This is a genomic window from Streptomyces sp. SCPE 10 (assembly GCF_051980735.1).
Lineage (GTDB): Bacteria > Actinomycetota > Actinomycetes > Streptomycetales > Streptomycetaceae > Streptomyces > Streptomyces misionensis.
On sequence record NZ_CP197069.1, the window covers coordinates 1,777,054 to 1,799,745 of the forward strand.

The following is a 22,692-nucleotide window of genomic DNA, read 5'->3' on the forward strand; positions in this document are numbered from 1 at the left end:
GGGCCGCGTCGGGGCTACAGGGCCACGCCCAGCAGGGCGTCGGCCGCCCGCGTGACCAGGCCCGGGGCGCCCGTGTCCGTGCCGCCCTCCGCCTCCTGCCGGGCCGCCCAGCGGTCCACCGCGGCGAGGGCCGCGGGGGCGTCCAGGTCGTTCGACAGGGCCTCGCGGATCTCCTCGACCAGCGCGTCGGCCGAGGGGCCGTCGGGGCGGGAGACGGCCGCGCGCCAGCGGCCGAGGCGGTCCACGGCGTCCTGGAGGACCTGGTCGGTCCACTCCCAGTCGGCCCGGTAGTGGTGGGCGAGCAGCGCGAGACGGATCGCGGCCGGGTCGACGCCGTCGCGGCGCAGCCGGGAGACGAAGACCAGGTTGCCCTTGGACTTCGACATCTTCTCGCCGTCCAGGGCGACCATGCCGGCGTGCACGTACGCCTTGGCCATCGGGAACTCGCCGGTGAGCACCTGGGCGTGCGAGGCGCCCATCTCGTGGTGCGGGAAGGCGAGGTCGGAGCCGCCGCCCTGGACGTCGAAGCCCATTCCGAGGTGGTCGAGGGCGATGGCCACGCACTCGATGTGCCAGCCGGGTCGGCCGGGGCCGAGGGAGGCGCCGTCCCAGCTGGGCTCGCCCTCGCGGGCGGCCATCCACAGCATCGGGTCCAGCGGGTTCTTCTTGCCCGGGCGGTCGGGGTCGCCGCCGCGCTCGGCGGACAGCAGCCGCATCGCGGCCGCGTCGAGGTGCGAGACCGAGCCGAAGTGCGGGTCGGACTCGACGGAGAAGTAGACGTCGCCGTCCAGTTCGTAGGCCGCGCCGAGGTCGCGCAGCCGCTCCACCAGCGGCACGATGCCGGGTATCGCCTCGACGGCGCCTATGTAGTGCTGCGGCGGGAGCATCCGCAGGGCGGTCATGTCCTCGCGGAAGAGGGCCGTCTCCTTCTCGGCGAGGGCGGCCCAGTCGAGTCCGTCGCGCTCCGCGCGTTCCAGCAGCGGGTCGTCGACGTCGGTGACGTTCTGGACGTAGTGAACCTGCCGCTTGGTGTCGAGCCACACGCGCTGAACGAGGTCGAACGCGTTGTAGGTCGCCGCGTGACCCATGTGGGTCGCGTCGTACGGGGTGATGCCGCAGACGTAGATACGGGCGACGGGACCGGGCTGGAGGGTGACCAGGCCGCCGGTCGCGGTGTCGTGGATCCTCAGGTCGCGGCCCTGACCAGGCAGGGCGGGGACCTCGGAAGCGGGCCAGGCATGCATGTACATGAGCCTAACCGGCCGCCGGTCGCGGTTACGACCGGGATCGCGCCGGATGGCCGGTCGGGCGCTCTTGTATCTTCGGCCCCCGTGTGCTCACGGTGCGCTCACACGGGTGGCCAGGGGATCGCCGGCCACTCCCCGCCGGGCTCCGGGTGCACTCCGGAGGTGAGCAGGGCGGCGACGCGGGCCCGGGTGGCGTCGAGTTCCGCGGCCGTGATCAGCGGGGTCAGCCGTTCGCCGAGGTCGCCGTCCAGGGCGTCGCGCAGCCGCTTGAGCACCTCGGTGGCGTCCGCGGTGAGGGGTTCGCCGGCCCAGCCCCACAGCAGGGTGCGCAGCTTGTCCTCGACGTTGAAGGTGACGCCGTGGTCGATGCCGTAGAGCCGGCCGTCGGCGGTGGGCAGCAGATGGCCGCCCTTGCGGTCGGCGTTGTTGATCACGGCGTCGAGGACGGCGAGCCGGCGCAGCCGCTCGTCGTCGGCGTGCACCAGCAGCGCGGTGCGGCCCTCGCCGACCTCCGCGAACCCGATCGCCTTCCAGCCGGGCTCCGGCTCCTCCCCGTCGACCAGGGCGAGCAGTTCCGCCTCGGCGTGCACGTCGATCCACAGCTGGCACATGCCCTCGCCGTAGGGGCCCTCGCGCAGCACGGTCGGCGGGACCAGTCCCCAGCCGGTGGCCTCGGAGACCTCGTAGGCGGCCACCTCGCGGGCCGCGAGGGTGCCGTCGGGGAAGTCCCACAGGGGGCGCTCCCCGGCCACCGGCTTGTACACGCAGGAGGCTTCCCGGCCGTCGTACGCGACCGTGCAGAACAGCGCGGCGTTGGAGGCGTCGCGGATACGGCCGCGTACGGTCAGCTCGCCACGGGCGAGCAGGTCGGCGGCGCCGGGGTCGGCGGCCGTCACGCCCCGCGGCGGTATCCGTTCTGGCGCGGGCATACGTGTCCTTCCGGATCGAGCGGGAGGCTGCACAGCGGGCACGGCGGCCGCCCGGCGTTGACGACGTCGAGGGCGCGCTTGGCGAAGGCCCGGGCCTGCGCGCCGGTCAGCCGGACCCGCAGCATCGGGGGTCCGTTCTCCTCGTCCTGGAGCAGCCGCTCCTCGGCCTCCGCGAGGTCCTCCTCGGTGTCGGCGTCCAGCTCCACCAGGGCCTGGGCCTCCACGACCATGCGCTGTTCCTCGGCGTCCCAGGCCAGGGCCATGGTGCCGACGCGGAACTCCTCCTCGACGGGGGTCTCCAGCGGCGCGGTGTCGGCGACCTCGGCGGGGGCCATGGCCGGGACGGAGGCGCTGCCGCCGCTGCGGCGCACGACCTCGTCCAGGAGTTCGTCCATGCGCTCGGCGAGCGCGGCGACCTGGGTCTTCTCCAGGACCACGCTGGTCACCCGGGGGCCTGCGGTGGCCTGGAGGAAGAACGTACGGCGTCCGGGCAGTCCGACCGTGCCGGCCACGAAGCGGTCCGGCGGGTCGTAGAGGAACACCTGACGGGACACGTCCTGTCTCCATTGAGTCGAGAGTTTCGGGGGTGCGGGCCACTGCGGACGAGCGACGGCGCGGGTCGCTTCACCCTACTGCGGCCGACGATCACGGTGCGCCCGCACCGCCACCGACCGGTGCGTCGCCGTCCGGGTGCTCCTCGCGGGGGGCGAGGGAGGCGAGGTCACCGGTGTCGCCGAGGCGGACCAGGAAGGGGCGCAGCCGGGTGTAGCGGATCGCGGTGATGGAACACGGCTCCACGGAGATCCGCTGGAAGAGGTCGAGATGGAGGCCGAGGGCGTCGGCGACCAGGGCTTTGATGATGTCACCGTGCGAGCACATGAGGTAGACCGCGTCCGCTCCGTGGTCGCGTTCCACCCGGTCGTTCCACTCGCGTACGGCCTCGGCGGCGCGGGTCTGCATGGCCCGCATGGACTCGCCGCCGGGGAAGGCGGCGGCGGACGGGTGGGCCTGGACGACCTCCATCAGCGGCTCGTCCTTGAGTTCGGCGAGCTTGCGGCCGGACCAGTCGCCGTAGTGGCACTCCCCGATCCGGTCGTCGGTGTGGACGCGCAGCTCGGGGCGGGCGGCGAGCAGCGGCGCCATGGTCTCCCGGCAGCGCTGGAGCGGGCTGGTGACGACCTCGGAGACCGGCAGCGCGGCGAGGCGCCCGGGCAGTGCGGCGGCCTGTGCGGCGCCCCGCTCGTCCAGGGACACCCCCGGGGTCCAGCCGGCGAGCACTCCGGAGGTGTTGGCGGTGGAACGTCCGTGCCTTACGAGGATCAGCGTGGGCATGCGGACCAGGGTAGGCGCATCAGGCGATGCGCCGGTGACCGCACGAAGGGAGAATGCGCTCCGTGATCGTCGACTGTGCCATCTACCGGCACGGACAGCGGACCGAGGGTCCGGAGGACCTGTCCGACGCGCTCGCCGAGGCGCGGGCCTCGGGCGGATTCGTGTGGATCGGGCTGTACGAGCCGTCCGAGCGGGAGTTCGACCTCGTCACCCGGGAGTTCGGGCTGCACCCGCTGGCGGTGGAGGACGCCCTCAAGGCTCATCAGCGGCCCAAGCTGGAGGTGTACGAGGACTCGCTGTTCGTGGTGCTGAAGCCGGTGGTCTACGAATCGGCGAGCGACACGGTGACAGCGGGCGAGGTGATGGTCTTCGTGGGCGACTCCTTCGCGGTGACCGTGCGGCACGGCGAGGGTTCGCCCCTGGCGGCGGTGCGGCACCGACTGGAGGAGGATCCGGACATGCTGGACAAGGGCCCCACCTCGGTGCTGTACGCGATCGCCGACGCCATCGTGGACCGCTATCTGGAGGTGGCGACGGAGTTGCAGACGGATCTGGAGGAGGTGGAGGCGGAGGTGTTCCGGCCGGAGGCCGGGGGCACCCGCAACACGGCCTCGCGGATCTACGACTTCAAGCGGCAGATCCTGGAGTTCCGGCGGGCCACCGTGCCGCTGGCGCCGCCGCTGAGCCGGCTGGCGGGCGGGGGCCCGCTGGGCGGCGGCGGCGCCTTGCCGTTCGTGCACGACAAGGCGCGGCCCTTCTTCCGGGACGTGAGCGACCACCTGGCGCGGGTGAACGAGTCGGTGGAGGGGCTGGACCGGCTGGTGTCCGACGTGCTGTCGGCCCACCTGGCGCAGATGAGCGTGCGGCAGAACGACGACATGCGGAAGATCTCCGCCTGGGCGGCGATGGCGGCGGTGCCCACGATGATCGCGGGGATCTACGGCATGAACTTCGACCACATGCCCGAGCTGCACTGGCTGTGGTCGTACCCGGCGGTGATCCTGGTGATGGCGTTGCTGGAGGTGCTGCTGTACCGGCTGTTCAAGCGGCGCGAGTGGCTGTGAGGGGCACGCATGCCCGGGTCACGCGTACTCGTGCGCCGAGGCGGTGGGGCCGCCGAGGGCGTCGAGGCGTTCGGGCATGCCGAGGGTGACCATGCGGCGCCGGCCGGCGAGGCGTTCGTAGGCGTACACGGCGTGGACGGCGGCCGTGAGCAGCGCGCGGCGGGTGCGGGGCCAGCCGAGGACGCGGCCCATGCGGGCCATGACGGCGAGGCTGACGTCACGGTGCACGCGGATCTCGGCGAGGGCGCAGGCGCGCAGGGTGTGCCGGATGAACGGGCCGTGCCCGGCGGCGGCGAGGCGGAGCAGTTCCTCGTGGGTGTAGGCGAGGTGGTTGTCCTCGTCGGCGGCGATCATCCGCACCGCCCTGCCGATCTCGGGATGGCCGGCGAAGTGCTTGAGGAGCAGGGCCATCTGCTCGGCGGCGCGCTGTTCGGTGACCCGGCTGTGGGCGAGGTAGACGACGATGTCCCGTTCGGTCAGCGGCTCGTCGCGCCTGAGCCGGTCGTGCGCGAGGCCGATGCCGCGCCGTTCGAGGAGCATCGTGTAGTCGGTCTCGGGCGGGACGGGCACCGGGGTGAGGCCCCGCCTGCGCAGCAGGGCCATGAAGATGCGGCCGTGTTTGTCCTCGTCGGCGCCGTGCCGGGCGATCTTGGGGGCGAGGGCGCGCAGGGTCGGCGGGACCAGCGCGGCGATCCGGCCGTTCTCCCAGCCGCCCTGGGCCTCTCCGCCGGCGGCGATGGAGCAGAACAGCCGGAACGACTCGTCGTGGTCGAGGATCTCCTGGAAGAGACTCTTGGCCGACAGCATGGCAGTCACCTCTCTACCGCATCCGGTGCAGAACGACTCAAATGCGGACGGAGTGCTGCCGCAACAGGGGTGCTCCCCGGCTCGGCCGAAAGAAGGACACGCGGGGTCGTAACCGCTCGTCGCCCGGCGCGTTGTTCCGGGTGACGGCCGTGGCGGGGAAGACCCCCCGAGCCCCCACCACGGCCGCGAAGACTTCCGCGTCAGGCGAGCCCGGCGTGCTCCAGGGCCTCGGTGCCGGCGCGCAGCGAGGCGAGCCGCTCCTCCAGCGTGAAGCCGGCGGGGGCGAGGCTGAGGGTGGTGACCCCGGCGTCGGCGTAGGCCTTCATCCGGTCGGCGATGCGCTCGACGGAGCCCAGCAGCGTGGTCTTGTCGATGAGGTCCTGCGGAATCGCGGCGGCCGCGCCCTGCTTGTCCCCGGCGAGGTACTTCTGCTGGATCTCGGCGGCCTCCTTCTCGTACCCCATGCGCCGCGCGAGCCGGTTGTAGAAGTTCTGCTTGGCGCTGCCCATGCCGCCGACGTACAGCGCGGTGTAGGGGCGGAAGGTGTCGGCGAGGGCGGGCAGGTCCTTGTCGGCGCCGACGGCGAGCGGCAGGGTCGGGCACACGTCGAACCCGTCGAGGGTCTTGCCCGCCTTCTCCCGGCCGGCCCGCAGATGCGTGAGGGTGGTCTCCTCCAGGTGCTCGGCGGCGGGGAAGATCAGCAGCGCGCCGTCGGCGATCTCACCGGTCTGCTCCAGGTTCTTCGGGCCGATCGCGGCGATGTAGAGCGGGATGTGCTCGCGCTGGGGGTGCACGGTCAGCTTGAGCGGCTTGCCCGGGCCGCCGGGCAGCGGCAGCGTCCAGTGCTCGCCCTCGTACGACAACCGCTCCCGGGACATCGCCCTGCGGACGATCTCCACGTACTCGCGGGTGCGGGCCAGCGGCTTGTCGAACTTCACGCCGTACCAGCCCTCGGAGACCTGCGGCCCGGAGACGCCGAGGCCGAGCCGGAACCGGCCGCCGGAGAGGGTGTCCAGGGTGGCCGCCGTCATCGCGGTCATCGCGGGCTGGCGGGCCGGGATCTGGAAGATGGCGGAGCCCACGTCGATGCGCTCGGTCTGGGCGGCGACCCAGCTGAGCACGGTGGCCGCGTCGGAGCCGTAGGCCTCGGCGGCCCAGCACACGGCGTAGCCCAGCCGGTCGGCCTCCTGCGCCACGGCCAGATTGTCCCCGTCCATTCCCGCGCCCCAGTAGCCGAGGTTGATGCCGAGCTGCATGGCCGAATCCCCTTACCCGTGAGTAACGTCACTGTGGCGCCGACCTTAGCGCGGGGGCGCGGGCGGCGCTCCGTGCGGGCCCGTACGAGTTGTCCACAGGCAACCCACCGCATCGGTTCAGGCCAGTAATCTCGCGGGCATGGAGCAGAGGCATCTCGGCCGTACCGGCCTGCGCGTGTCCCGGATCGGACTCGGCACCCTGACCTGGGGCCGGGACACCGAGGAGCACGACGCCGCGGACATGCTGAAGGCGTTCTGGGAGGCCGGCGGCACCCTCGTCGACACCGCCGACGTCTACGGCGACGGAGAGGCGGAGTACCTGCTCGGGCGGCTGATGGAACGGCTGGTCCCGCGCCGTGACCTGGTGCTGTCCACCAAGGCGGGCAGCGTCCCCGACCCCGAGCGCCGCTTCGACGGCTCCCGCGGCCACCTGCTGGCCGCGCTGGACGCCTCCCTGGACCGCCTGGGCACGGACCACGTCGACCTCTGGCACATCCACGCCTACGACGCGGGCACCCCGCTGGAGGAGACGCTCCAGGCGCTCGACATAGCGGTGTCCAGCGGCCGCGCGCGGTACGCGGGAGTGTCCAATTTCTGCGGCTGGCAACTGGCCAAGGCGGCCACCTGGCAGCTCGCCGCGCCGGGCACCCGCACCCGGCTGGCCAGCACGCAGATGGAGTACTCGCTGCTCCAGCGGGGCGTGGAACGCGAGGTGCTGCCCGCCGCGCTGGACCTGGGCGTGGGCCTGCTGCCCTCCTCCCCGCTCGGCCGGGGCGTGCTGACCGGAAAGTACCGGCACGGAGTGCCGGACGGCTCCCGTGGCGCATCCGAGCACCTGGCGCCGTTCGTGGAGCCGTATCTGGACGACACGGCGACCCGCATCGTGGACGCCGTGACCACGGCCGCCGACGGCCTCGCGGTGACCCCGCTCCAGGTGGCGCTCGCCTGGGTCCGGGACCGGCCGGGAGTCACCGCGCCGATCGTCGGCGCACGCACCGCGCGGCAGCTCACGGCAGCGTTGTCAGTGGAGGCGCTTAGTCTTCCTGACGAGATCTGCCGGGCGCTGGACGACGTGTCGGCGCCCCTGCACCGCTATCCCGATCACGACTGGAGCACGCTGTGAGCACGGAGCCGGAGACCACGGAGGAAGCCGGGCCGGGGACGCCGGACACATCGGGGGTGCCGGCGCCGAAGGACGCGGCGGAGGGCGCCCCCGGCACCGCCGAGGCGGAGACCGACGACGGCCCGGAGACGGACGACGACCCGGGGACCGACGACGACCCGGGGACCGACGCGCCGGAGCCCGAGCAGCGGGCGGACGGCGGCGCGGCAGCGGCGGCGTCCGTCGAAGGTGCCGGTTCGTCCGAGTTGTCCGAGGCGGAGGCCGAGCTGGCCGCGCAGCGGATCGAGCGGGAGCGGATCGAGCGGCGCAAGGCGGAGAAGCAGGGCCCCATCGAGAGCGGCGCCAAGCTGAGCGGCAAGGCGGCGGACCTGCTGGCCGCCGTCCGGGCCGTGGAGGGCGGCCGGAAGCCGGCGGGCACGGTGTTCGCCGCGCCCACGCCCGAACTGGCGCCCGAACCGACGCCCGAGCCCGGCTCCGGGCCGAACCGGCAGGCCGGTGCGGCCCCCGCGATGGCCGCCGCTGCCGCCGCGTCCCCTCCGGCCCCCGCCGTGGAGCCGGTGCGCCACGCGCGGCCCGTGCCCGCCCCCAGCGGGCCCGCGCCGGAGACGGTCGAGGCCGTCCGCCGGGCGCTGGTCGAGGGCGGCGCCCCCGAGACCCTCGCGCGGCAGGCGGCCACCACGCTCGGCGAGGGCGCCGGACCGGCCCTGCGGGAGGACCCCTGGCAGCTGCTGCGCGTTCCCGGGGTGCGGCCCGAGCAGGCGGACGGCTTCGCGCGGGCCCTGCTCGGCCCCGGCTGCGGCCCGGCCGACGAGCGGCGGGGCCGCGCGATGACGGTCTGGCTGCTGGAACAGGCGGCCCTCGCCGGGCACACCGCCCTGGACCTGCCCGCGCTCACCGCGGCTCTGGCCCGGCAGGGCGTGCCGGACCCGGACGCGGCGGTGCAGAACACCCTCGCCGAAGGCGACGCCCTGGTCTTCCAGGACCCGCTGGACGAGCCGGGCGCCCCGGCGGCCCCGCAGGAGGAGGACGAGGAGGCGGAGCGCCCGGTACGGGTCCTCGTCGCCCTGGAGCGGTACGCGCTGGCCGAGGAGAGCCTCGCCGACGGCCTGGCCCGGCTGATCGCCTCGCCGTCCCAGGAGGCGGGGCACTCCTGGGCCGCGGCCGTCGCCGCGCTGTCGGGCGGCGCGGCCGAACTGGCCCGCGCAGTCGCCGGGCACGGCCTGGTGCTGCACACGGGCGGGGAGGCGGCCCGCGCGGAACCGGCGGCCCTGCTCGGCGCCGCCCGGGACGCGGGCCTGCGGGCCTTCGCGGTCTGCCACACGCCCGGCGGACGGGACCGGCTCGCGGCGCTGGTCCCGGAAGCGGGGGCACGGGCGGGCGTCGGCACCGTCGCGGGGCTGCTGGCCGGGGACGAAGGCCCCGGGCGGGACGCAGACGGGGCGCTGGAGCTGGATCTGCTGCTCGTACTGGACGCGCCCCAGCTGGACGTGGAGAACGCCGCGATGCTGGTGGAGTCGTTGCCCGACGGGGCCCGGCTGGTGCTCAGCGGGGATCCGGCGCTGCTGTGGTCGGCGGGCCCCGGGCGGGTCTTCGCCGATCTGCTCGCGGCCCGCGTCTGCCCCCAGCTCGCCTCCCGGCTCCCCGACCCCGGCCCGGTCGGCGAGCTGGTCTCCGGCATCGGCGTCGGCGAGCTGAACCAGGTCGAGGCGCCCGGCAAGGAGGTCGTGATCGTGCCGGTGCGGGACGCGGGCGAGGCCGTGCACCGCACGGTGCAGCTGGTCGCGGACTCGGTGCCGCGCGCGTTCGGCGTCCCGGCGGACCAGGTCGTGGTGATCACCCCGGGCCACGGCGGCGCGGCCGGCACCCGCGCCCTCAACGCAGCACTGAAGGAACGCCTCAACCCCGGCCCCGGCCGGTTCGGCGGCTTCGACCCCGGCGACCGGATCGCCCACTCCCCCGCCCCTGGCCGGACCGTGCCGGGCACCGTGGTGAAGGCCGACGCGGAGGGACTGCATCTGTCGTGCGCCGGTGCCCCCGTGGTCGTACCGCGGGAGCGGGTGGAGGGCGAGGTGCGGCACGGCTGGGCGCTGACCGCGCACCAGGCGGTGGGCGGCCGCTGGCCCGCGGCCGTCGTGGTGCTGCCCGGCGATGCCGTGAAGGCGCTGAGCAGGCCGTGGGTCTACACCGCGTTCGGGCGGGCCGAGCGGCACCTGTCCGTGGTGCACGGTGTGGAGCAGGCCCTGCCGCGAGCGGTCGCGGAGGTCCCGGCCAAGCCCCGTACGACCCGACTGGGCACCCTGCTGCGTCCCCAGGCGCCGGCCGCCTGACCGAGGGTGGGGGTCCGGTGGTGCCGTGGCGGCCGGGCCACTACGGCACCACCGCCCCGCTCACCTCCCGGCGCCCCGGGCCCGGCCCCCGGCCCCGGTGCCCGCGCCGTCCTCGTCCTCGTCCTCTTCCTCGTCGTCGACGAACTCGAGATCGTCGTCCTCGTCGGCGGTGTCGGCGTCGTCCTCCTCGTCGTCGAAGACCGCGCTGACGTCGAACCGGCACACCACCGCCTGCGCGTCGATGTGCTCGAACGGGGCCTCCAGCCACTCCCCGGCCTCCGGCGCCTCCTCGGCGGCGGTGACCCAGAGCGTGGAGTCGCCCTCCTCCAGACCGAACTCCTTGTGCCGGGAGGCGATCTCGTCCGGTTCGAACTCGCCGAAGAGCAGACCCAGCGCCCCGGGGACGGTGCCGGTCGCGTCCTCGTCCACGCCGGTGACGTCCTCGTAGTCCGCGGCCTCGACCCGCTCGGCCTGGGCCAGCAGCCGCTGGGGCTCCGCCACGGTGTAGTCGCGGCGGATCAGGACGCTGATCGCATGGGGCTCCTCGGGGCCGGCGTACGGCGGCAGCGCCTCGTCGGCACCGGGGATCTCGAAGGGGGTGACCTCGTCGTAGCGGTCGTACAGCAGTTCGTCGTACGCCTCGGCGGCCGCGGCCAGCTGGTTGAACGCCTCGAAGACGGCCGGGTCGTCGTCTCCGGACCTGCGTTCGACCGCCGCCAGGTGACGGTCGAGCGCGGTCTTGACCGCCTCGGCGGCGGCGCGTACCTCGGCAGCGGTGGGCTGCGCAGCATCAGACATAGTGCAGACGCTATCCGTACCGGGCACCAGCCCGCACAATAGATGCGATGCCGGAATACGAATTTGTCGACGTGTACGTGCCTCGCGGGGTCTCCCGCAAGGACGCCACGCGTCTGCTGACGGACCATGCCGAGTACGGACACTGGGAGTTGGACCGACTGAGCCTGCTGCGCGACGGCAGCCGCAGGGTGCGGTTGCGCCGGCGGATCATCCGTCAGGTGCGGGCCACGTGGTGAGACGGAAACGCTGAACCGGGCGGGGACATGGGAACGGAGCGGGCCCGCCGGTAGGTGACCGGCCCGCTCCGTCCCCGCCGTCCGCCACGGCGTGCTCGACCGCTTCGCCAGGGCCTCTCGTCTGGATCTTGCCGGGCTCGCGGGCCCTGGCACCGCGCCCTGATCCGGCCTGATCCAAACGAAAGACTTAGGCCCTGGCCCGCGCCTTGCGGTACATCACCGTGCCCGCGAGCAGCGCGCCCGCGCCGGCCGACAGCGCGACACCCAGCGGCAGCTCACTGCCGGTGTGCGCGAGCTGACCCGTGGCCAGGGACGCGGACGAGCCCTGCGGGGTGTGCGCGTTCTGGGCGGGCGGGGTGGCCGGGTTGCCCGGGTGCTGCGGGGTGCCCGGCTGGTGCGGCGTTCCCGGGTGGCTCGGCTGCCCGGGGTGACTCGGGTGACCGGGGTGACTCGGGTGGCCCGGCTGACCGGGGTGGCCGGGGTGGCCCGGATGACCCGGGTGACCGGGGTGGCCCGGCGGGTTGGTGTGGCCCCCGCCGTGGGTTCCGCCGCCGTTGGCGCAGTTGTTGCCCAGGGCGGGATTGCCCACGCCGACCACGTCGACGCTGTTGCCGCAGACGTTCACCGGGACGTCGATCGGCACCTGGACGGTGTTGCCCGATCCCACGCCCGGCGACCCTGTGGTGTGTCCGCCCGCGTGCGCGCCCCCTGAGCCTCCGGAGCCGCCGTGCCCCTGACCTCCCTGGCCGCCGCCGGAGTTGCCGCAGGCGTTGCCCATCGCCGGGTTGAGGAGCCCGACGACGTTGACGGTGTTGCCGCAGACGTTCACCGGTGCGTGCACCGGCACCTGCACGGTGTTGCCGGACAGAACGCCGGGTGAGCCGGCCGCGGCGCCGGACGCGCCCGCGTCCGCGTGGGCCACGCCGGTCGCGGCGGCGATCACCCCGGTTGCCGCCGCCATGGTCATCAAACCCTTACGGGTGCTTTGTCGCATTGGTTCGTACCCCCCTGCCTTCGCTGTGCCTTCGCTGTCTGGAAAAGGCCGGTCGGCCTCGGAGCGCATCGCGCGCTCCGAGGCCGACGGCTCGCAAAAGACATCCCCTCGGGGTGGATCGCCCCTCGGGGAGCCGGCGTCAGCTGTTGACGCAGGTGTTGCCGAAGGTGGGGTTCAGGAGCCCGATCACGTCGATCGTGTTGCCGCACACGTTCACCGGGACGTGCACGGGCACCTGGATGACGTTGCCGGAGACGACGCCCGGAGAGTGCACCGCGGCACCCTGGGCACCGGAGTCGGCGACGGCCAGGCCCGCGCCCGCGAGAACCAGCCCACCGGTGGCAGCCACAGCGGCGACGACCTTCTTGATCATTGTTCCTCCTCGTTGGCAAGGCGATCCCAAGGTGCGGGGATCGCATCACCTGTAACGAGGAGGGAGTATTGGAGCTACGAGCTTATGGTCGCATTCACCCTTCTCAGTCGATCTCGAACGCGCACCCGAATGTCCGGGCGGCTCAGGAGGCGTCGATGAAGCGGTCGAGGACGCGGACGCCGAACTGGAGCCCGTCCACCGGCACCCGCTCGTCCACGCCGTGGAACATGCCCGCGAAGTCCAGCTCCGGCGGCAGCTTCAGCGGCGCGAAGCCGAAGCCGCGGATGCCGAGGTCGTCGAAGGACTTGGCGTCGGTGCCGCCGGAGAGCATGTACGGGATGGCCTTGGCGGCGGGGTCCTCGGCGAGCAGGGCCGCCTGCATGGCCTCCACCAGCGCGCCGTCGAAGGTGGTCTCGACGGCCTTGTCGGCGTGCACGTCCTCGCGGCGGACGTGCGGGCCGAGCAGCCGGTCGAGGTCGCCGAGGAACTCCTCCTCGTAGCCGGGCAGGAAGCGGCCGTCGATGTGCGCGGTGGCCTCGCCGGGGATGACGTTGACCTTGTAACCGGCGTTCAGCTGGGTGGGGTTGGCGGTGTTGCTCAGGGTCGCGCCGATCAGCTTGGCGATGCCGCCGAGCTTGGCGATCGTGGCCTCCATGTCCTCCGGGTCCAGCTCGGTGCCGAGCGCGTCGCCCAGCTCGTCGAGGAAGGCCCGGGTGGTCTTGGTGACCCGCACCGGGAACTTGTGCCGGCCGACCCGGGCGACGGCCTCGGACAGCTCGGTGATGGCGTTGTCCCGGTGGATCATGGAGCCGTGCCCGGCGGTGCCGGCCACGGTGAGCTTCATCCAGTGCATGCCCTTCTCGGCCGTCTGGATCAGATAGAGCCGCCGCTGCTCGTTCACGGTGAAGGAGAAGCCGCCGACCTCGCTGATCGCCTCGGTGACGCCCTCGAACAGCTCGGGGTGGTGGTCGACCAGGTACCGGGCGCCGTAGGTGCCGCCCGCCTCCTCGTCGGCGAGGAAGGCGACCACGACGTCCCGCGGGGGCCGCCGCCCGCTGCGCAGCCGGTCGCGCACCACCGCGAGGGTCATGGCGTCCATGTCCTTCATGTCGACCGCCCCGCGCCCCCACACGCACCCGTCGGCGATCTCCCCGGAGAAGGGGTGGTGGGTCCAGTCGTCGGCGTTGGCCGGCACCACGTCCAGGTGGCCGTGGATCAGCAGGGCGGGCCGGGACGGGTCCTCCCCCGCGATGCGGGCCACGGTGGAGGCGCGCCCCGGGTGCGACTCGTAGATCTTGGGCTCCAGGCCGACCTCGGCGAGCTTCTCGGCGACCCACTCGGCGGCCTTGCGCTCGCCGGGCCCGGAGTGGTCGCCGTAGTTGCTGGTGTCGAACCGGATCAGCTCGCGGCAGAGGTCCACGACCTCGTCCTCGCCGGTGACGCCCTGGGCCGTGTCCGTCTCGCTCACGCTGCTTCCTCCCGACTTCCCTGCTGGTGGACCCCTTCATCCTCTCTCCGCCCCCGCCCCGGGCCCAAGACCGGTCCCGGCCCGTCACACGCCGTTCACGCGGGACCGGCCCGGAAGCGGGGGTGATCGGCCACCCCCGAAAGCCTGGTAATGTTTCCTTCGTCGCCGCGAGGGAGACCCCACCGAGGGAAGCCCGCGCACGACAGACACCTTGTCCGGGTGGCGGAATGGCAGACGCGCTAGCTTGAGGTGCTAGTGCCCTTTATCGGGCGTGGGGGTTCAAGTCCCCCCTCGGACACCAGTGAGGGCCCCTGCTTCGGCGGGGGCCTTTCGCATGCCGGGGTACGCGTGGCTTCCTAGACTTGGTGGGGTGGCCCGGGCCAATGACGAGGTCGAGGCGCTGCTGCGGGAGTACGCGGACCTCATCGCGATCACCGGAGGCGACGCGTTCAAGGCGCGCGCCTACGAGAAGGCGGCGCGGGCCATCGGCGGGTATCCGGCCGATGTCGCCAAGCTGGACGAGGACGGGCTGCGGGAGATCCCGAACGTGGGGCGGTCGATCGCCGACAAGGTGGCCGAGTACCTGCGCACCGGGAAGATGGCCGTGGTCGAGGAGCGGCGGGCCAGGATCCCGGCCGGGGTGCGGGAGTTGATCACCATCCCGACCCTCGGTCCGAAGAAGGCCCTGCGGCTGTACGAGGACCTGCACATCTCGTCGGTGAACGAGCTGGCCGCCGCGATCGAGTCGGACGCGCTGGCCGACCTCAAGGGGTTCGGGGAGAAGACGCAGGACAACATCCGGCACGGCATCGAGTTGTTGCAGCGGGCGGGGGCGCGGGTGCCGCTGCCGCTCGCGCTGGACACCGCCGAGGAGATCGTCGCCGCGCTGTCCTCGGTGAGCGGCTGCCGGCGGTGTGCCTACGCGGGGTCGTTGCGGCGGATGCGGGAGACGGTCGGGGACCTGGACGTCCTGGTGGCGGCGCGGAAGTCGGGGCCGTTCATGGACGCGCTGTGCGAACTGCCGGGCACCGCCGAGGTGATCGCGCGGGGCGCGAAGAAGACGTCGGTGCGCACCGGCCGGGGGCTCCAGGTGGATCTGCGGGTGCTGCCGCCGGAGTCGTGGGGCGCGGGGTTGCAGTACTTCACCGGGTCCAAGGCGCACAACATCCGTACCCGGACCATCGCGGTGCACCGGGGGCTGAAGCTGTCGGAGTACGGCGTGTTCGACGCGGAGAGCGAGGAGTCGGTGGCCTCGCGCACCGAGGAGGAGGTGTACGCGCGGCTGGGACTGCCGTGGATCGAGCCGACGCTGCGCGAGGACCGCGGGGAGATCGAGGCGGCCCTGCGCGGGGAGCTGCCCGAGGTGGTGACCGAGCGGGACGTCCGCGGTGATCTGCACACCCACACCGATCTGACCGACGGGCTGGCGTCGCTGGAGGCGATGGTGGAGGCGGCCGCGGGGCGCGGGTACGCGTACTACGCGGTGACCGACCACGCGCCGAACCTGTACATGCAGCGGATGACCGACGAGAAGATCCTCGGCCAGCGGGCGCGGCTGCGGGAGCTGGACGGGAAGCACCGCCGGATGCGGCTGCTGCACGGCACGGAGCTGAACATCGGGCCGGAGGGCGAGGTGGACTGGCCCGACGAGTTCCTGGCGGGTTTCGATCTGTGCGTGGCCTCGCTGCACTCGCACTTCGACCTGGGCCGGGCGGCGATGACCCGGCGGCTGGTGCGGGCCTGCGAGAACCCGTACGTCAACGTCCTGGGCCATCCCACCACCCGGCTGATCGGCCGGCGGCCGGGCGTGGACGCGGACTGGGACGAGGTGTTCGCGGTCTGCGCGCGCACGGGCACGGCGCTGGAGGTCAACGCGCAGCCGGACCGGCTCGACCTGTGCGACGAGGACATCCTGCGGGCGCGGGCGCACGGGGTGCGGTTCGCGGTGAACACCGACGCCCACTCGGTGCCGCACCTGGCCCAGCTGCGGTACGGCATCGGCACCGCCCAGCGGGGCTGGCTGACTCCGGACGACGTGATCAACACCTGGCCGCTGACCCGGCTGCGCCGGTTCCTGCGCAAGGGCGAGCGCCGGGGTCTTCGCAGGTGACCGCACCGGGCTGCGGGCGTACGGGAGTTGGCCAAGTGGTCGCGCGGTGCACGTGACGTGTGGCAGGGTCGTCTCTCTTGGGGAGAGGAACGACTGATGACCCGTTACCAATGCGGATCGTGCTCGTACCGGAGCGACCGCCTCGGCGAGGCCCAACAGCACTCGCACCGGACGGGCCACGTCTGCGTCGGCAAGGACGATGCCCGGCCGGCCGGAGGCAGGTTCGGCAAGGCCAAGGTCGTGGCCGGCGTCGGCGTGCTGGCCGCCGCCACCCTGGGGGCCGTCGGGACCCTCGCCTGGAAGTGCAAGGAACTCAAGGAAGAGCAGGAAGGCGTCCTCTCCATGGCCGCGGGACTGCTCGTGCAGTTGGCGGAGTCGGCGGCGGCGAACGAAAGCCTGAAGGCGGAGAACGACTACCTGAAGTCGGCCACCGGTGCCGCGAAGACCCTCAAGAGCTACGACGACCGCTGACCTCACGCTCGCGCGGGGAACCGACCCTCGGCCGCGTCCGCTCGTGGGGTGCGGCGTCACAGGGCCCGTACGGCGAGGGTGCCGTCGGCCGTCTCCTCGACGCGGGCGCCCCGGGCGCGGGGGGCGAGGGTGGTGCGCAGCCAGGCGGTGTCCTGCCGGGAGGCGGGTTCCAGGCGCATCCGGCGGGCCTGGAACGGCACGAGCCGCAGGCCGGTCAGGCGGCCGGTGGCGGCGTCGAGCGAGGCCAGGTGGAGCAGCCGGAGGTCGTCGCGGTAGCGCTCCTGGCCGCCGATGCCCTCGTAGTCGTCCACGAAGTCCCCGCAGCCGTACAGGACGAGTCGGCCGCGGTGGATCTCCAGGGGGCGCGGGTGGTGGGAGGAGTGTCCGTGAACGATGTCGGCGCCCGCGTCGACGAGTTCGTGGGCGAGGCGTGTCTCGGCGTGGGAGACGGCGTAGCCCCAGTTGGGGCCCCAGTGGACGGAGACGACGACGAGGTCGCCGGGGCGGCGCAGCCGGCGCAGCCGGTCGGCGAGGTCCCGCAGCGCGTCCTCGGTGAGCAGGGCGACTCCCGGCCGTCCGGTGGTGGCGGCCCAGTGGTGGGGGATGCCGCTGGAGGGCAGGCCGTAGGAGAAGACCAGGGCCCGGCCGCCCGTGCGCAGCGGGACGGCCGCCGGGCGGCGGGCCGCGTCGGTGTCACGGCCCGCGCCGGCCGTGCGCAGGCCCGCCGCCGCCAGGGCGGTCAGGGTCCGGGTCAGGCCACTCGGGCCGAAGTCGAGGACGTGGTTGTTGGCGAGGGCGCAGACGTCGGGGCGGGCGGCGGTGAGGCAGGGCAGGTTGGCGGGGTGCATCCGGTAGTGGACGGCCTTGCCCGGGGCGAAGTCGCCGTCCGCGGTGACGGCGGTCTCCAGGTTGAGCACGCGCACGTCCGGTGCGGCCCGCTCCAGCACGGGCAGTGCCTCGCCCCAGGGCCAGGTGGCGTCCACCGGGCGGGGAACGGGGCCGTTGACGGCCTCGGCGAGGGCGATGTACTCGCGGGCGTCGTGGACGTAGTCCTCGCGCAGGGCCGGGTCGCCGGGGTGCGGGAGGATCTGGTCGACTCCCCGGCCGAGCATGACGTCACCGGTGAGGGCGAAGGTGACGGTTCCCTCGGGCATGGGTCGCCCCTCGGGCGGGTCGGACGTGTGCGGGTGCCATGTGGTCGGCGAACCAGTCGCGGGCCAGTTCGGTCACCCGGTCCAGCGTTCCGGGCTCCTCGAAGAGATGGGTGGCGCCGGGGACGGTGGCCAGCCGGTTCTCGCACCGCAGCCGGGTCTGCGCGTCCCGGTTGAGGTCGAGGACCAGCGGGTCGGCGCCGCCGACGATCAGCAGGGTGGGCGCGGTGACCTCGGGCAGCCGGGGCCCGGCGAGGTCGGGCCGGCCGCCCCGGGAGACGACGGCGGCGGGGCGCCCCTCGACGGCGGCCCACAGGGCGGCGGCCGCGCCGGTGCTGGCGCCGAAGTAGCCGACGGCGAGGCCCCGCACGGCGGGTTCGGCGCGCAGCCAGTGGGTGGCGGCCAGCAGCCGGCCGGCCAGCAGCGGGATGTCGAACACGTTGTCCCGGTCCCCCTCCTCGGCGTCGGTGAGCAGGTCGAACAGCAGGGTGCCGAGCCCCGCGCGGTGCAGGCCCTCGGCGACGTACCGGTTGCGCGGGCTGTGCCGGCTGCTGCCGCTGCCGTGCGCGAAGGCCACGACACCGGTGGCGTCGTCGGGCACGGTGAGCCGGCCGGCCAGCCGGACGGCACCGGCCGGCACCGTCACCTCGCGGCCGGCCGTCGCGGTGTGCCGGTGGCGGCGCAGGCACGCGGTGACCTCGTCGTCCTCGGTCTGGGAGAAGTCGTCGTAGAACTGGCCGACGGCGGCGAAGTCCCAGGGTGTCTCCAGGCAGACCAGTTCGTCGGCGTCCCCGCCGAGGCGGCGGGCGAAGTCGCGGGGGGCGACGGGGACCGCGAGCACGATGCGGGCGGCGCCGCGGGCCCGGGCGACACGGCAGGCGACACGGGCGGTGGAGCCGGTGGCCACCCCGTCGTCCACCACCACGGCGGTCCGGCCGGCGACGGACGCGGAGGGGCCTTCGCCCCGGTAGCGTCCGGCCCGCTCGGCGAGCACCCGGCGCTCGCGCTCCTCGACCCGGGCGAGATCCTCGTCGCTCACCCCGGTGCCGCGCAGCACGTCCGGGTTGAGCACGCGTACGCCGTCCTCGCCGATCGCGCCCATGGCCAGCTCCGGCTGGTAGGGCACGCCCAGTTTGCGTACGAGGCAGACGTCGAGCGGCGCGTCCAGGGCCTCGGCGACGGCGGCCGCGACCGGCACTCCCCCGCGCGGCAGCCCGAGCACCACGACGTCCTGGCCGCGCAGGTGCGCCAGGCGGCGGCCCAGCCGCCGCCCCGCCTCCAGCCGGTTGGCGAACGGCACGGCGGGCTCCGTCACTCCCGGGGCAGCCAGAGCGGCACCGGACTCTCCTCCTCGGCCGCGCCCAGCGCCCGCATGTCGCCGTTGGCGGCGCGCACCAGCAGCCGGCCCATGGCGATCAGGGCGCGCCCGGCGGCCAGTTCGTCGCCGATCTCCGGGACGTCGTGGTCGTCGGGGCTGCGCCGGGCCTCGGCGTGGCTCTCCAGGACGTTGTCCCCGGTGTCGAGGACGATCCGGGCCGTGGTGTCCGGATCGTGCTCGGACAGGTACAGGCTCAGCCGCCATTCCTTGACGGCCGGAGGATGATGGCTGGTCACGGGTCGGGTCATCGTCCGTCCCTCCTCCTCGCGCCTCCTCGCGGCCGGTCCCAGGGGCGCATGGGGGCCGGCACTTCCACTGTGCACCCGCCCGGCGGCGGACGCCTCCCCGGCCTTGGGCACAATGGGGCGCATGAGCACGCGCACCTGCCCCTGCGGGCTTCCGCAGCCGTACGACGCCTGTTGCGGCCGCTTCCACTCGGGGGCCGCGAGCGCGCCGACCGCCGAGCTGCTGATGCGGTCGCGGTACTGCGCGTTCGTCAAGGGGGACGCGCAGTATCTGCTGCGGACCTGGCACCCGAGGACCCGGCCGGAGCGGCTGGACCTCGATCCGCGGATGCGGTGGACCGGCCTGGAGATCCTGGACGCCGACGGCGGGTCCGCGTTCCACACCACCGGCACGGTGACGTTCCGCGCCTCCTACCGGGGCGGCGCGCTGCACGAGCGCAGCCACTTCGAGCGGGTGGACGGGGCATGGGTGTACGTGGACGGCGACTTCCTCGACTGAGGGCCCTTGGACGGCGGCTTCCTCGGCCTGAAGGCCCTCGGACTGCGGCTTCCTCGGCCGAGGGCCCTTCACGCCGGTCAGGGCGCCAGGATGTCCAGTTCCTGGAGGGCGCCCACGGTGATCTGCCGGGTGAGTTCCTCGGCGCGGACCGCGTCACGGGCGCGGACCGCCTCGGCCACCTGGACGTGCAGGGTGACGGCCGCGGGGTCGGGGTCCTCGAACATGACCTCGTGCCGGGTGCGGCCGCTGAGCACCTCCGCGACCACGTCGCCGAGGCGGGCGAACATCTCGTTGCCCGAGGCGCTGAGGATGACGCGGTGGAAGGCGACGTCGTGGAACAGGTACTCGCGCAGCCGGTGGCCGCGTGAGTGGGCGACCATGCCGAGCGCGCACTCGGTGAGTTCGGCGCACTGTTCGGCGGTGGCGAGCCTGGCCGTGAGCCCGGCCGCGACCGGTTCGATCGCGGAGCGCAGCACGGTGAGCGAACGCAGCTGGTGGGGGCGGTCGGCGCCGGCCAGCCGCCAGCGGATGACCTGCGGGTCGTAGACGTTCCACTCGCAGCGCGGCCGGACGGTGACGCCCACCCGGCGGCGGGACTCGACGAGGTGCATGGACTCCAGCACCCGCACCGCCTCGCGCATCACGGAGCGTGAGACCTCGAAGTGCTGGGCGAGTTCATCGGTGCGCAGGATACTGCCCGGCGGGTACTCGCCCGCGGTGATCGCGGGGCCGAGGGTGTCCAGTACGCGGCCGTGCAGCCCCCGGCCCGGTGTGCTCATGCACTCAGCGTACGGCGTAGGTCACGGGAACAAAAAGTCAGACTTATATGTCACAGTCTCTTGAATTCGTCGTACCTAATGGGTTTCAGTGTGGCGACGCCGCCGTGGCGTCGGATGTCGAGGAAGACAGCGAGGCAGTAATGCGAACCCCCCAGGTCGTCGTCGTGATGGGCGTCGCGGGGACGGGCAAGACCACGATCGGTCCTCTGCTCGCCGCGCGACTGGGCGTGCCGTACGCCGAGGGCGACGACTTCCACCCGAAGGCCAACATCGACAAGATGTCGGCCGGGATCCCGCTCCAGGACGCCGACCGCTGGCCCTGGCTGGACGCCATCGGCCACTGGGCGCACGGCCGGGCCGGGCTCGGCGGGGTGGTCAGCAGCTCGGCGCTGAAGCGGTCGTACCGCGACCGGCTGCGGGCCGTGGCGCCCGGAGTGGTGTTCGTGCACCTCTCGGGCGACCGGAAGCTGATCGAGGACCGGATGAGGCAGCGTCAGGGGCACTTCATGCCGACCGCGCTGCTGGACTCCCAGTTCGCCACGCTGGAACCCCTGGGGCCGGACGAGGCGGGTGTCGCCGTGGACGTCAGCGGAGACCCCCAGGAGATCACCGAACGCGCCGTTCAGGCGCTGGCCGGGCTGTCCACCGCATCCGCGTAACACCCTCCCCAACCCCCGTAACCGCAAGGAACTCCCGTGACCAGACTCAGCGTCGAGATGCTGGCAGCGGACGCCCCTCCGCCGATCACCTCCTCCGGGCACGCCCAGTTGGGCATAGCCGCCCTGGTGGGCATCGTGGTGATCGTCCTGCTCATCACCAAGTTCAAGCTGCATGCCTTCCTGGCGCTGACCATCGGGTCGCTGGCGCTCGGAGCGGCCGCCGGAGCGCCGCTCGACAAGGTGCTCACCAGTTTCACCACCGGGCTCGGCTCCACGGTCGCGAGCACGGGCGTGCTGATCGCCCTGGGCGCGACGCTCGGCAAGCTGCTCACCGACTCGGGCGGCGCGGACCAGGTCGTGGACACGATCCTCGCCAAGGCCGGCGGCCGGGCGATGCCGTGGGCGATGGTGCTCATCGCCTCCGTGATCGGCCTGCCGATCTTCTTCGAGGTCGGCATCGTGCTGCTGATCCCCGTGGTGCTGATGGTCGCCAAGCGCGGCAACTACTCCCTGATGCGCATCGGCATCCCGGCGCTCGCCGGTCTGTCCGTGATGCACGGCCTGATCCCGCCGCACCCCGGCCCGCTGGTCGCGATCTCCTCGCTGCACGCCAACCTGGGCGTGACGCTGGCGTTCGGCATCCTGGTGGCCATCCCGACCGTGATCATCGGTGGTCCGCTGTTCTCGAAGGTCGCGGCCCGCTGGGTGGACGTCCCGCCGCCGGACCGGATGCTGCCGCAGCGCCCCTCCGATGAGCTGAAGCGCCGTCCGAGCTTCGTCGCCACGCTGGTCACCATCCTGCTGCCGGTGGCGCTGATGCTGGTCAAGGCGCTGGTGGACATCATCATCGACGACCCGGCCAACACCACCCAGCGTGCCTTCGACGTGATCGGCGCCCCGCTGATCGCGCTGCTCGCCGCCGTGATCGTCGGCTTCTTCACGCTGGGCCGGCCCGCCGGGTTCAGCAAGGAGCGGCTCCAGGCAACGGTGGAGAAGGGCCTGATGCCGATCGCGGGCATCCTGCTGATCGTGGGTGCGGGCGGCGGCTTCAAGCAGACGCTGATCGACTGCGGTGTCGGCCAGATGATCCTGGACGTCTCGAAGAACTGGTCGATCCCGGCGGTGCTGCTGGCCTGGCTGATCGCCGTGGTGATCCGGCTGGCGACCGGCTCGGCGACGGTGGCGACGGTCTCGGCGGCCGGTCTGGTCGCGCCGCTCGCGGCCGACATGTCGACCTCGCACACGGCCCTGCTGGTGCTGGCGATCGGCGCCGGTTCGCTCTTCTTCAGCTTCGTCAACGACGCCGGCTTCTGGCTGGTGAAGGAGTACTTCGGGCTCAGCGTCGGGCAGACCGTCAAGACCTGGTCGATCATGGAGACGATCCTGTCGGTGGTCGGCGGCGCCCTGATCCTGCTGCTGTCACTGGTCGTCTAGAGCCTCCCCCGG

At 73.2% G+C, this 22,692-nt stretch carries 23 protein-coding genes, 1 tRNA gene and 1 pseudogene; 10 read left to right on the forward strand and 15 right to left on the reverse strand.

Features of this window, described 5'->3' with window-relative positions:
* Positions 1 to 14: 14 nt before the first annotated feature.
* The 4 genes from mshC to ACSP97_RS08350 all read right to left on the reverse strand — a co-directional run bounded on the left by mshC (position 15) and on the right by ACSP97_RS08350 (position 3,508).
* Positions 15 to 1,244 carry a cysteine--1-D-myo-inosityl 2-amino-2-deoxy-alpha-D-glucopyranoside ligase gene (mshC, locus tag ACSP97_RS08335; protein ID WP_355328266.1) on the reverse strand — a complete coding sequence of 410 codons (1,230 nt, stop codon included), beginning with the start codon at positions 1,242 to 1,244 and terminating at the stop codon, positions 15 to 17.
* Positions 1,245 to 1,348: 104 nt separating this feature from the next.
* A complete protein-coding gene (locus tag ACSP97_RS08340) occupies positions 1,349 to 2,176 on the reverse strand; it encodes an SCO1664 family protein (protein ID WP_355154226.1) in 828 nt (275 codons plus the stop codon).
* A complete protein-coding gene (locus ACSP97_RS08345) occupies positions 2,140 to 2,730 on the reverse strand; it encodes a DUF3090 domain-containing protein (RefSeq protein WP_070027862.1) in 591 nt (196 codons plus the stop codon). The genes ACSP97_RS08340 and ACSP97_RS08345 overlap by 37 nt, the downstream gene beginning before the upstream one ends.
* 91 nt (positions 2,731 to 2,821) lie before the next feature.
* Positions 2,822 to 3,508, reverse strand: coding sequence for a histidine phosphatase family protein (locus tag ACSP97_RS08350; RefSeq protein ID WP_364727082.1), 687 nt, complete (start codon positions 3,506 to 3,508; stop codon positions 2,822 to 2,824).
* A gap of 62 nt (positions 3,509 to 3,570) precedes the next feature.
* Here ACSP97_RS08350 and corA point away from each other — a divergent pair, with 62 nt between their 5' ends.
* Positions 3,571 to 4,572 (forward strand): magnesium/cobalt transporter CorA, encoded by a 1,002-nt coding sequence (gene corA / locus ACSP97_RS08355; RefSeq protein ID WP_355154222.1) that lies wholly within the window; start codon positions 3,571 to 3,573, stop codon positions 4,570 to 4,572.
* A gap of 18 nt (positions 4,573 to 4,590) precedes the next feature.
* On the opposite strand, the gene ACSP97_RS08360 is transcribed toward corA, so the two are convergent.
* From ACSP97_RS08360 to ACSP97_RS08370, 3 genes and pseudogenes are all read right to left on the reverse strand, one after another.
* Positions 4,591 to 5,379, reverse strand: coding sequence for a ferritin-like domain-containing protein (locus ACSP97_RS08360; protein ID WP_358275739.1), 789 nt, complete (start codon positions 5,377 to 5,379; stop codon positions 4,591 to 4,593).
* 5 nt (positions 5,380 to 5,384) lie between these two features.
* Positions 5,385 to 5,462: pseudogene (locus ACSP97_RS08365) on the reverse strand (hypothetical protein); the annotation flags it as partial.
* A gap of 117 nt (positions 5,463 to 5,579) precedes the next feature.
* Complete coding sequence (locus ACSP97_RS08370) at positions 5,580 to 6,635, reverse strand: LLM class F420-dependent oxidoreductase (RefSeq protein ID WP_355328260.1); 1,056 nt, start codon at positions 6,633 to 6,635, stop codon at positions 5,580 to 5,582.
* A gap of 139 nt (positions 6,636 to 6,774) precedes the next feature.
* On the opposite strand from ACSP97_RS08370, the gene ACSP97_RS08375 reads away from it, so the two are divergent.
* Both ACSP97_RS08375 and ACSP97_RS08380 read left to right on the forward strand, forming a co-directional pair.
* Positions 6,775 to 7,758 carry an aldo/keto reductase gene (locus ACSP97_RS08375; RefSeq protein WP_355154218.1) on the forward strand — a complete coding sequence of 328 codons (984 nt, stop codon included), beginning with the start codon at positions 6,775 to 6,777 and terminating at the stop codon, positions 7,756 to 7,758.
* Positions 7,755 to 10,085, forward strand: a complete 2,331-nt coding sequence (locus tag ACSP97_RS08380) for a helix-hairpin-helix domain-containing protein (protein WP_440556954.1) — start codon at positions 7,755 to 7,757, stop codon at positions 10,083 to 10,085. Before ACSP97_RS08375 ends, ACSP97_RS08380 begins: the two co-directional genes overlap by 4 nt.
* Before the next feature lie 60 nt (positions 10,086 to 10,145).
* On the opposite strand, the gene ACSP97_RS08385 is transcribed toward ACSP97_RS08380, so the two are convergent.
* A complete protein-coding gene (locus ACSP97_RS08385) occupies positions 10,146 to 10,883 on the reverse strand; it encodes a hypothetical protein (protein ID WP_355530409.1) in 738 nt (245 codons plus the stop codon).
* A gap of 47 nt (positions 10,884 to 10,930) precedes the next feature.
* On the opposite strand from ACSP97_RS08385, the gene ACSP97_RS08390 reads away from it, so the two are divergent.
* Complete coding sequence (locus tag ACSP97_RS08390) at positions 10,931 to 11,119, forward strand: DUF5703 family protein (protein ID WP_005485166.1); 189 nt, start codon at positions 10,931 to 10,933, stop codon at positions 11,117 to 11,119.
* 187 nt (positions 11,120 to 11,306) lie between these two features.
* Here ACSP97_RS08390 and ACSP97_RS08395 read toward each other — a convergent pair whose 3' ends face one another.
* The 3 genes from ACSP97_RS08395 to ACSP97_RS08405 all read right to left on the reverse strand — a co-directional run bounded on the left by ACSP97_RS08395 (position 11,307) and on the right by ACSP97_RS08405 (position 13,954).
* On the reverse strand, positions 11,307 to 12,113 hold the full coding sequence (locus ACSP97_RS08395) for a chaplin family protein (protein ID WP_440556956.1): 807 nt from the start codon (positions 12,111 to 12,113) through the stop codon (positions 11,307 to 11,309).
* A 139-nt stretch (positions 12,114 to 12,252) separates the two neighbouring features.
* Positions 12,253 to 12,486 (reverse strand): chaplin ChpH, encoded by a 234-nt coding sequence (gene chpH, locus ACSP97_RS08400; RefSeq protein WP_355152845.1) that lies wholly within the window; start codon positions 12,484 to 12,486, stop codon positions 12,253 to 12,255.
* Between the two features lie 142 nt (positions 12,487 to 12,628).
* The gene (locus ACSP97_RS08405) at positions 12,629 to 13,954 is read right to left on the reverse strand and encodes a M20/M25/M40 family metallo-hydrolase (RefSeq protein ID WP_355152847.1); all 1,326 of its coding nucleotides are present in this window, start codon (positions 13,952 to 13,954) and stop codon (positions 12,629 to 12,631) included.
* 213 nt (positions 13,955 to 14,167) lie between these two features.
* Here ACSP97_RS08405 and ACSP97_RS08410 point away from each other — a divergent pair.
* The 3 genes from ACSP97_RS08410 (at position 14,168) to ACSP97_RS08420 (ending at position 16,535) form a co-directional block, all read left to right on the forward strand.
* Positions 14,168 to 14,255: transfer RNA gene (locus ACSP97_RS08410), tRNA-Leu, on the forward strand.
* Between the two features lie 69 nt (positions 14,256 to 14,324).
* The gene (gene polX, locus ACSP97_RS08415) at positions 14,325 to 16,064 is read left to right on the forward strand and encodes a DNA polymerase/3'-5' exonuclease PolX (RefSeq protein ID WP_440556957.1); all 1,740 of its coding nucleotides are present in this window, start codon (positions 14,325 to 14,327) and stop codon (positions 16,062 to 16,064) included.
* 96 nt (positions 16,065 to 16,160) lie between these two features.
* Positions 16,161 to 16,535 (forward strand): hypothetical protein, encoded by a 375-nt coding sequence (locus ACSP97_RS08420; protein ID WP_440556958.1) that lies wholly within the window; start codon positions 16,161 to 16,163, stop codon positions 16,533 to 16,535.
* A 56-nt stretch (positions 16,536 to 16,591) separates the two neighbouring features.
* Here ACSP97_RS08420 and ACSP97_RS08425 read toward each other — a convergent pair whose 3' ends face one another.
* The 3 genes from ACSP97_RS08425 to ACSP97_RS08435 are packed head-to-tail and all read right to left on the reverse strand — an operon-like array spanning position 16,592 to position 19,312.
* On the reverse strand, positions 16,592 to 17,689 hold the full coding sequence (locus ACSP97_RS08425; RefSeq protein WP_440556960.1) for a CapA family protein: 1,098 nt from the start codon (positions 17,687 to 17,689) through the stop codon (positions 16,592 to 16,594).
* Positions 17,652 to 18,986, reverse strand: a complete 1,335-nt coding sequence (locus tag ACSP97_RS08430; RefSeq protein ID WP_440556962.1) for a phosphoribosyltransferase family protein — start codon at positions 18,984 to 18,986, stop codon at positions 17,652 to 17,654. The genes ACSP97_RS08425 and ACSP97_RS08430 overlap by 38 nt, the downstream gene beginning before the upstream one ends.
* A gap of 11 nt (positions 18,987 to 18,997) precedes the next feature.
* Entirely contained in the window at positions 18,998 to 19,312 is a 315-nt protein-coding gene (locus ACSP97_RS08435; protein WP_070028030.1) for a dsRBD fold-containing protein, read from the reverse strand.
* Between the two features lie 121 nt (positions 19,313 to 19,433).
* Between ACSP97_RS08435 and ACSP97_RS08440 the strand changes: the two genes are divergently transcribed.
* Positions 19,434 to 19,808, forward strand: a complete 375-nt coding sequence (locus ACSP97_RS08440) for a YchJ family protein (RefSeq protein ID WP_440556964.1) — start codon at positions 19,434 to 19,436, stop codon at positions 19,806 to 19,808.
* 77 nt (positions 19,809 to 19,885) lie between these two features.
* Here the strand turns inward: ACSP97_RS08440 and ACSP97_RS08445 are convergent, their stop codons facing one another.
* Positions 19,886 to 20,587 carry a FadR/GntR family transcriptional regulator gene (locus ACSP97_RS08445; RefSeq protein WP_070027889.1) on the reverse strand — a complete coding sequence of 234 codons (702 nt, stop codon included), beginning with the start codon at positions 20,585 to 20,587 and terminating at the stop codon, positions 19,886 to 19,888.
* Between the two features lie 140 nt (positions 20,588 to 20,727).
* On the opposite strand from ACSP97_RS08445, the gene ACSP97_RS08450 reads away from it, so the two are divergent.
* Together ACSP97_RS08450 and ACSP97_RS08455 are read left to right on the forward strand one after the other, a co-directional pair.
* Positions 20,728 to 21,246 (forward strand): gluconokinase, encoded by a 519-nt coding sequence (locus tag ACSP97_RS08450; RefSeq protein ID WP_355152858.1) that lies wholly within the window; start codon positions 20,728 to 20,730, stop codon positions 21,244 to 21,246.
* A 36-nt stretch (positions 21,247 to 21,282) separates the two neighbouring features.
* Complete coding sequence (locus tag ACSP97_RS08455; protein ID WP_355152859.1) at positions 21,283 to 22,680, forward strand: GntT/GntP/DsdX family permease; 1,398 nt, start codon at positions 21,283 to 21,285, stop codon at positions 22,678 to 22,680.
* Positions 22,681 to 22,692: the final 12 nt, after the last annotated feature.

Coding starts and splice junctions, on each gene's coding strand:
- mshC (WP_355328266.1), bottom strand. CDS start 1,244: ATGCATGCCTGGCCCGCTTCCGAGGTCCCCGCCCTGCCTGGTCAGGGC.
- ACSP97_RS08340 (WP_355154226.1), bottom strand. CDS start 2,176: ATGCCCGCGCCAGAACGGATACCGCCGCGGGGCGTGACGGCCGCCGAC.
- ACSP97_RS08350 (WP_364727082.1), bottom strand. CDS start 3,508: ATGCCCACGCTGATCCTCGTAAGGCACGGACGTTCCACCGCCAACACC.
- ACSP97_RS08360 (WP_358275739.1), bottom strand. CDS start 5,379: ATGCTGTCGGCCAAGAGTCTCTTCCAGGAGATCCTCGACCACGACGAG.
- ACSP97_RS08370 (WP_355328260.1), bottom strand. CDS start 6,635: ATGCAGCTCGGCATCAACCTCGGCTACTGGGGCGCGGGAATGGACGGG.
- ACSP97_RS08375 (WP_355154218.1), top strand. CDS start 6,775: ATGGAGCAGAGGCATCTCGGCCGTACCGGCCTGCGCGTGTCCCGGATC.
- ACSP97_RS08385 (WP_355530409.1), bottom strand. CDS start 10,883: ATGTCTGATGCTGCGCAGCCCACCGCTGCCGAGGTACGCGCCGCCGCC.
- ACSP97_RS08390 (WP_005485166.1), top strand. CDS start 10,931: ATGCCGGAATACGAATTTGTCGACGTGTACGTGCCTCGCGGGGTCTCC.
- ACSP97_RS08395 (WP_440556956.1), bottom strand. CDS start 12,113: ATGCGACAAAGCACCCGTAAGGGTTTGATGACCATGGCGGCGGCAACC.
- chpH (WP_355152845.1), bottom strand. CDS start 12,486: ATGATCAAGAAGGTCGTCGCCGCTGTGGCTGCCACCGGTGGGCTGGTT.
- ACSP97_RS08420 (WP_440556958.1), top strand. CDS start 16,161: ATGACCCGTTACCAATGCGGATCGTGCTCGTACCGGAGCGACCGCCTC.
- ACSP97_RS08425 (WP_440556960.1), bottom strand. CDS start 17,689: ATGCCCGAGGGAACCGTCACCTTCGCCCTCACCGGTGACGTCATGCTC.
- ACSP97_RS08435 (WP_070028030.1), bottom strand. CDS start 19,312: ATGACCCGACCCGTGACCAGCCATCATCCTCCGGCCGTCAAGGAATGG.
- ACSP97_RS08440 (WP_440556964.1), top strand. CDS start 19,434: ATGAGCACGCGCACCTGCCCCTGCGGGCTTCCGCAGCCGTACGACGCC.
- ACSP97_RS08445 (WP_070027889.1), bottom strand. CDS start 20,587: ATGAGCACACCGGGCCGGGGGCTGCACGGCCGCGTACTGGACACCCTC.
- ACSP97_RS08450 (WP_355152858.1), top strand. CDS start 20,728: ATGCGAACCCCCCAGGTCGTCGTCGTGATGGGCGTCGCGGGGACGGGC.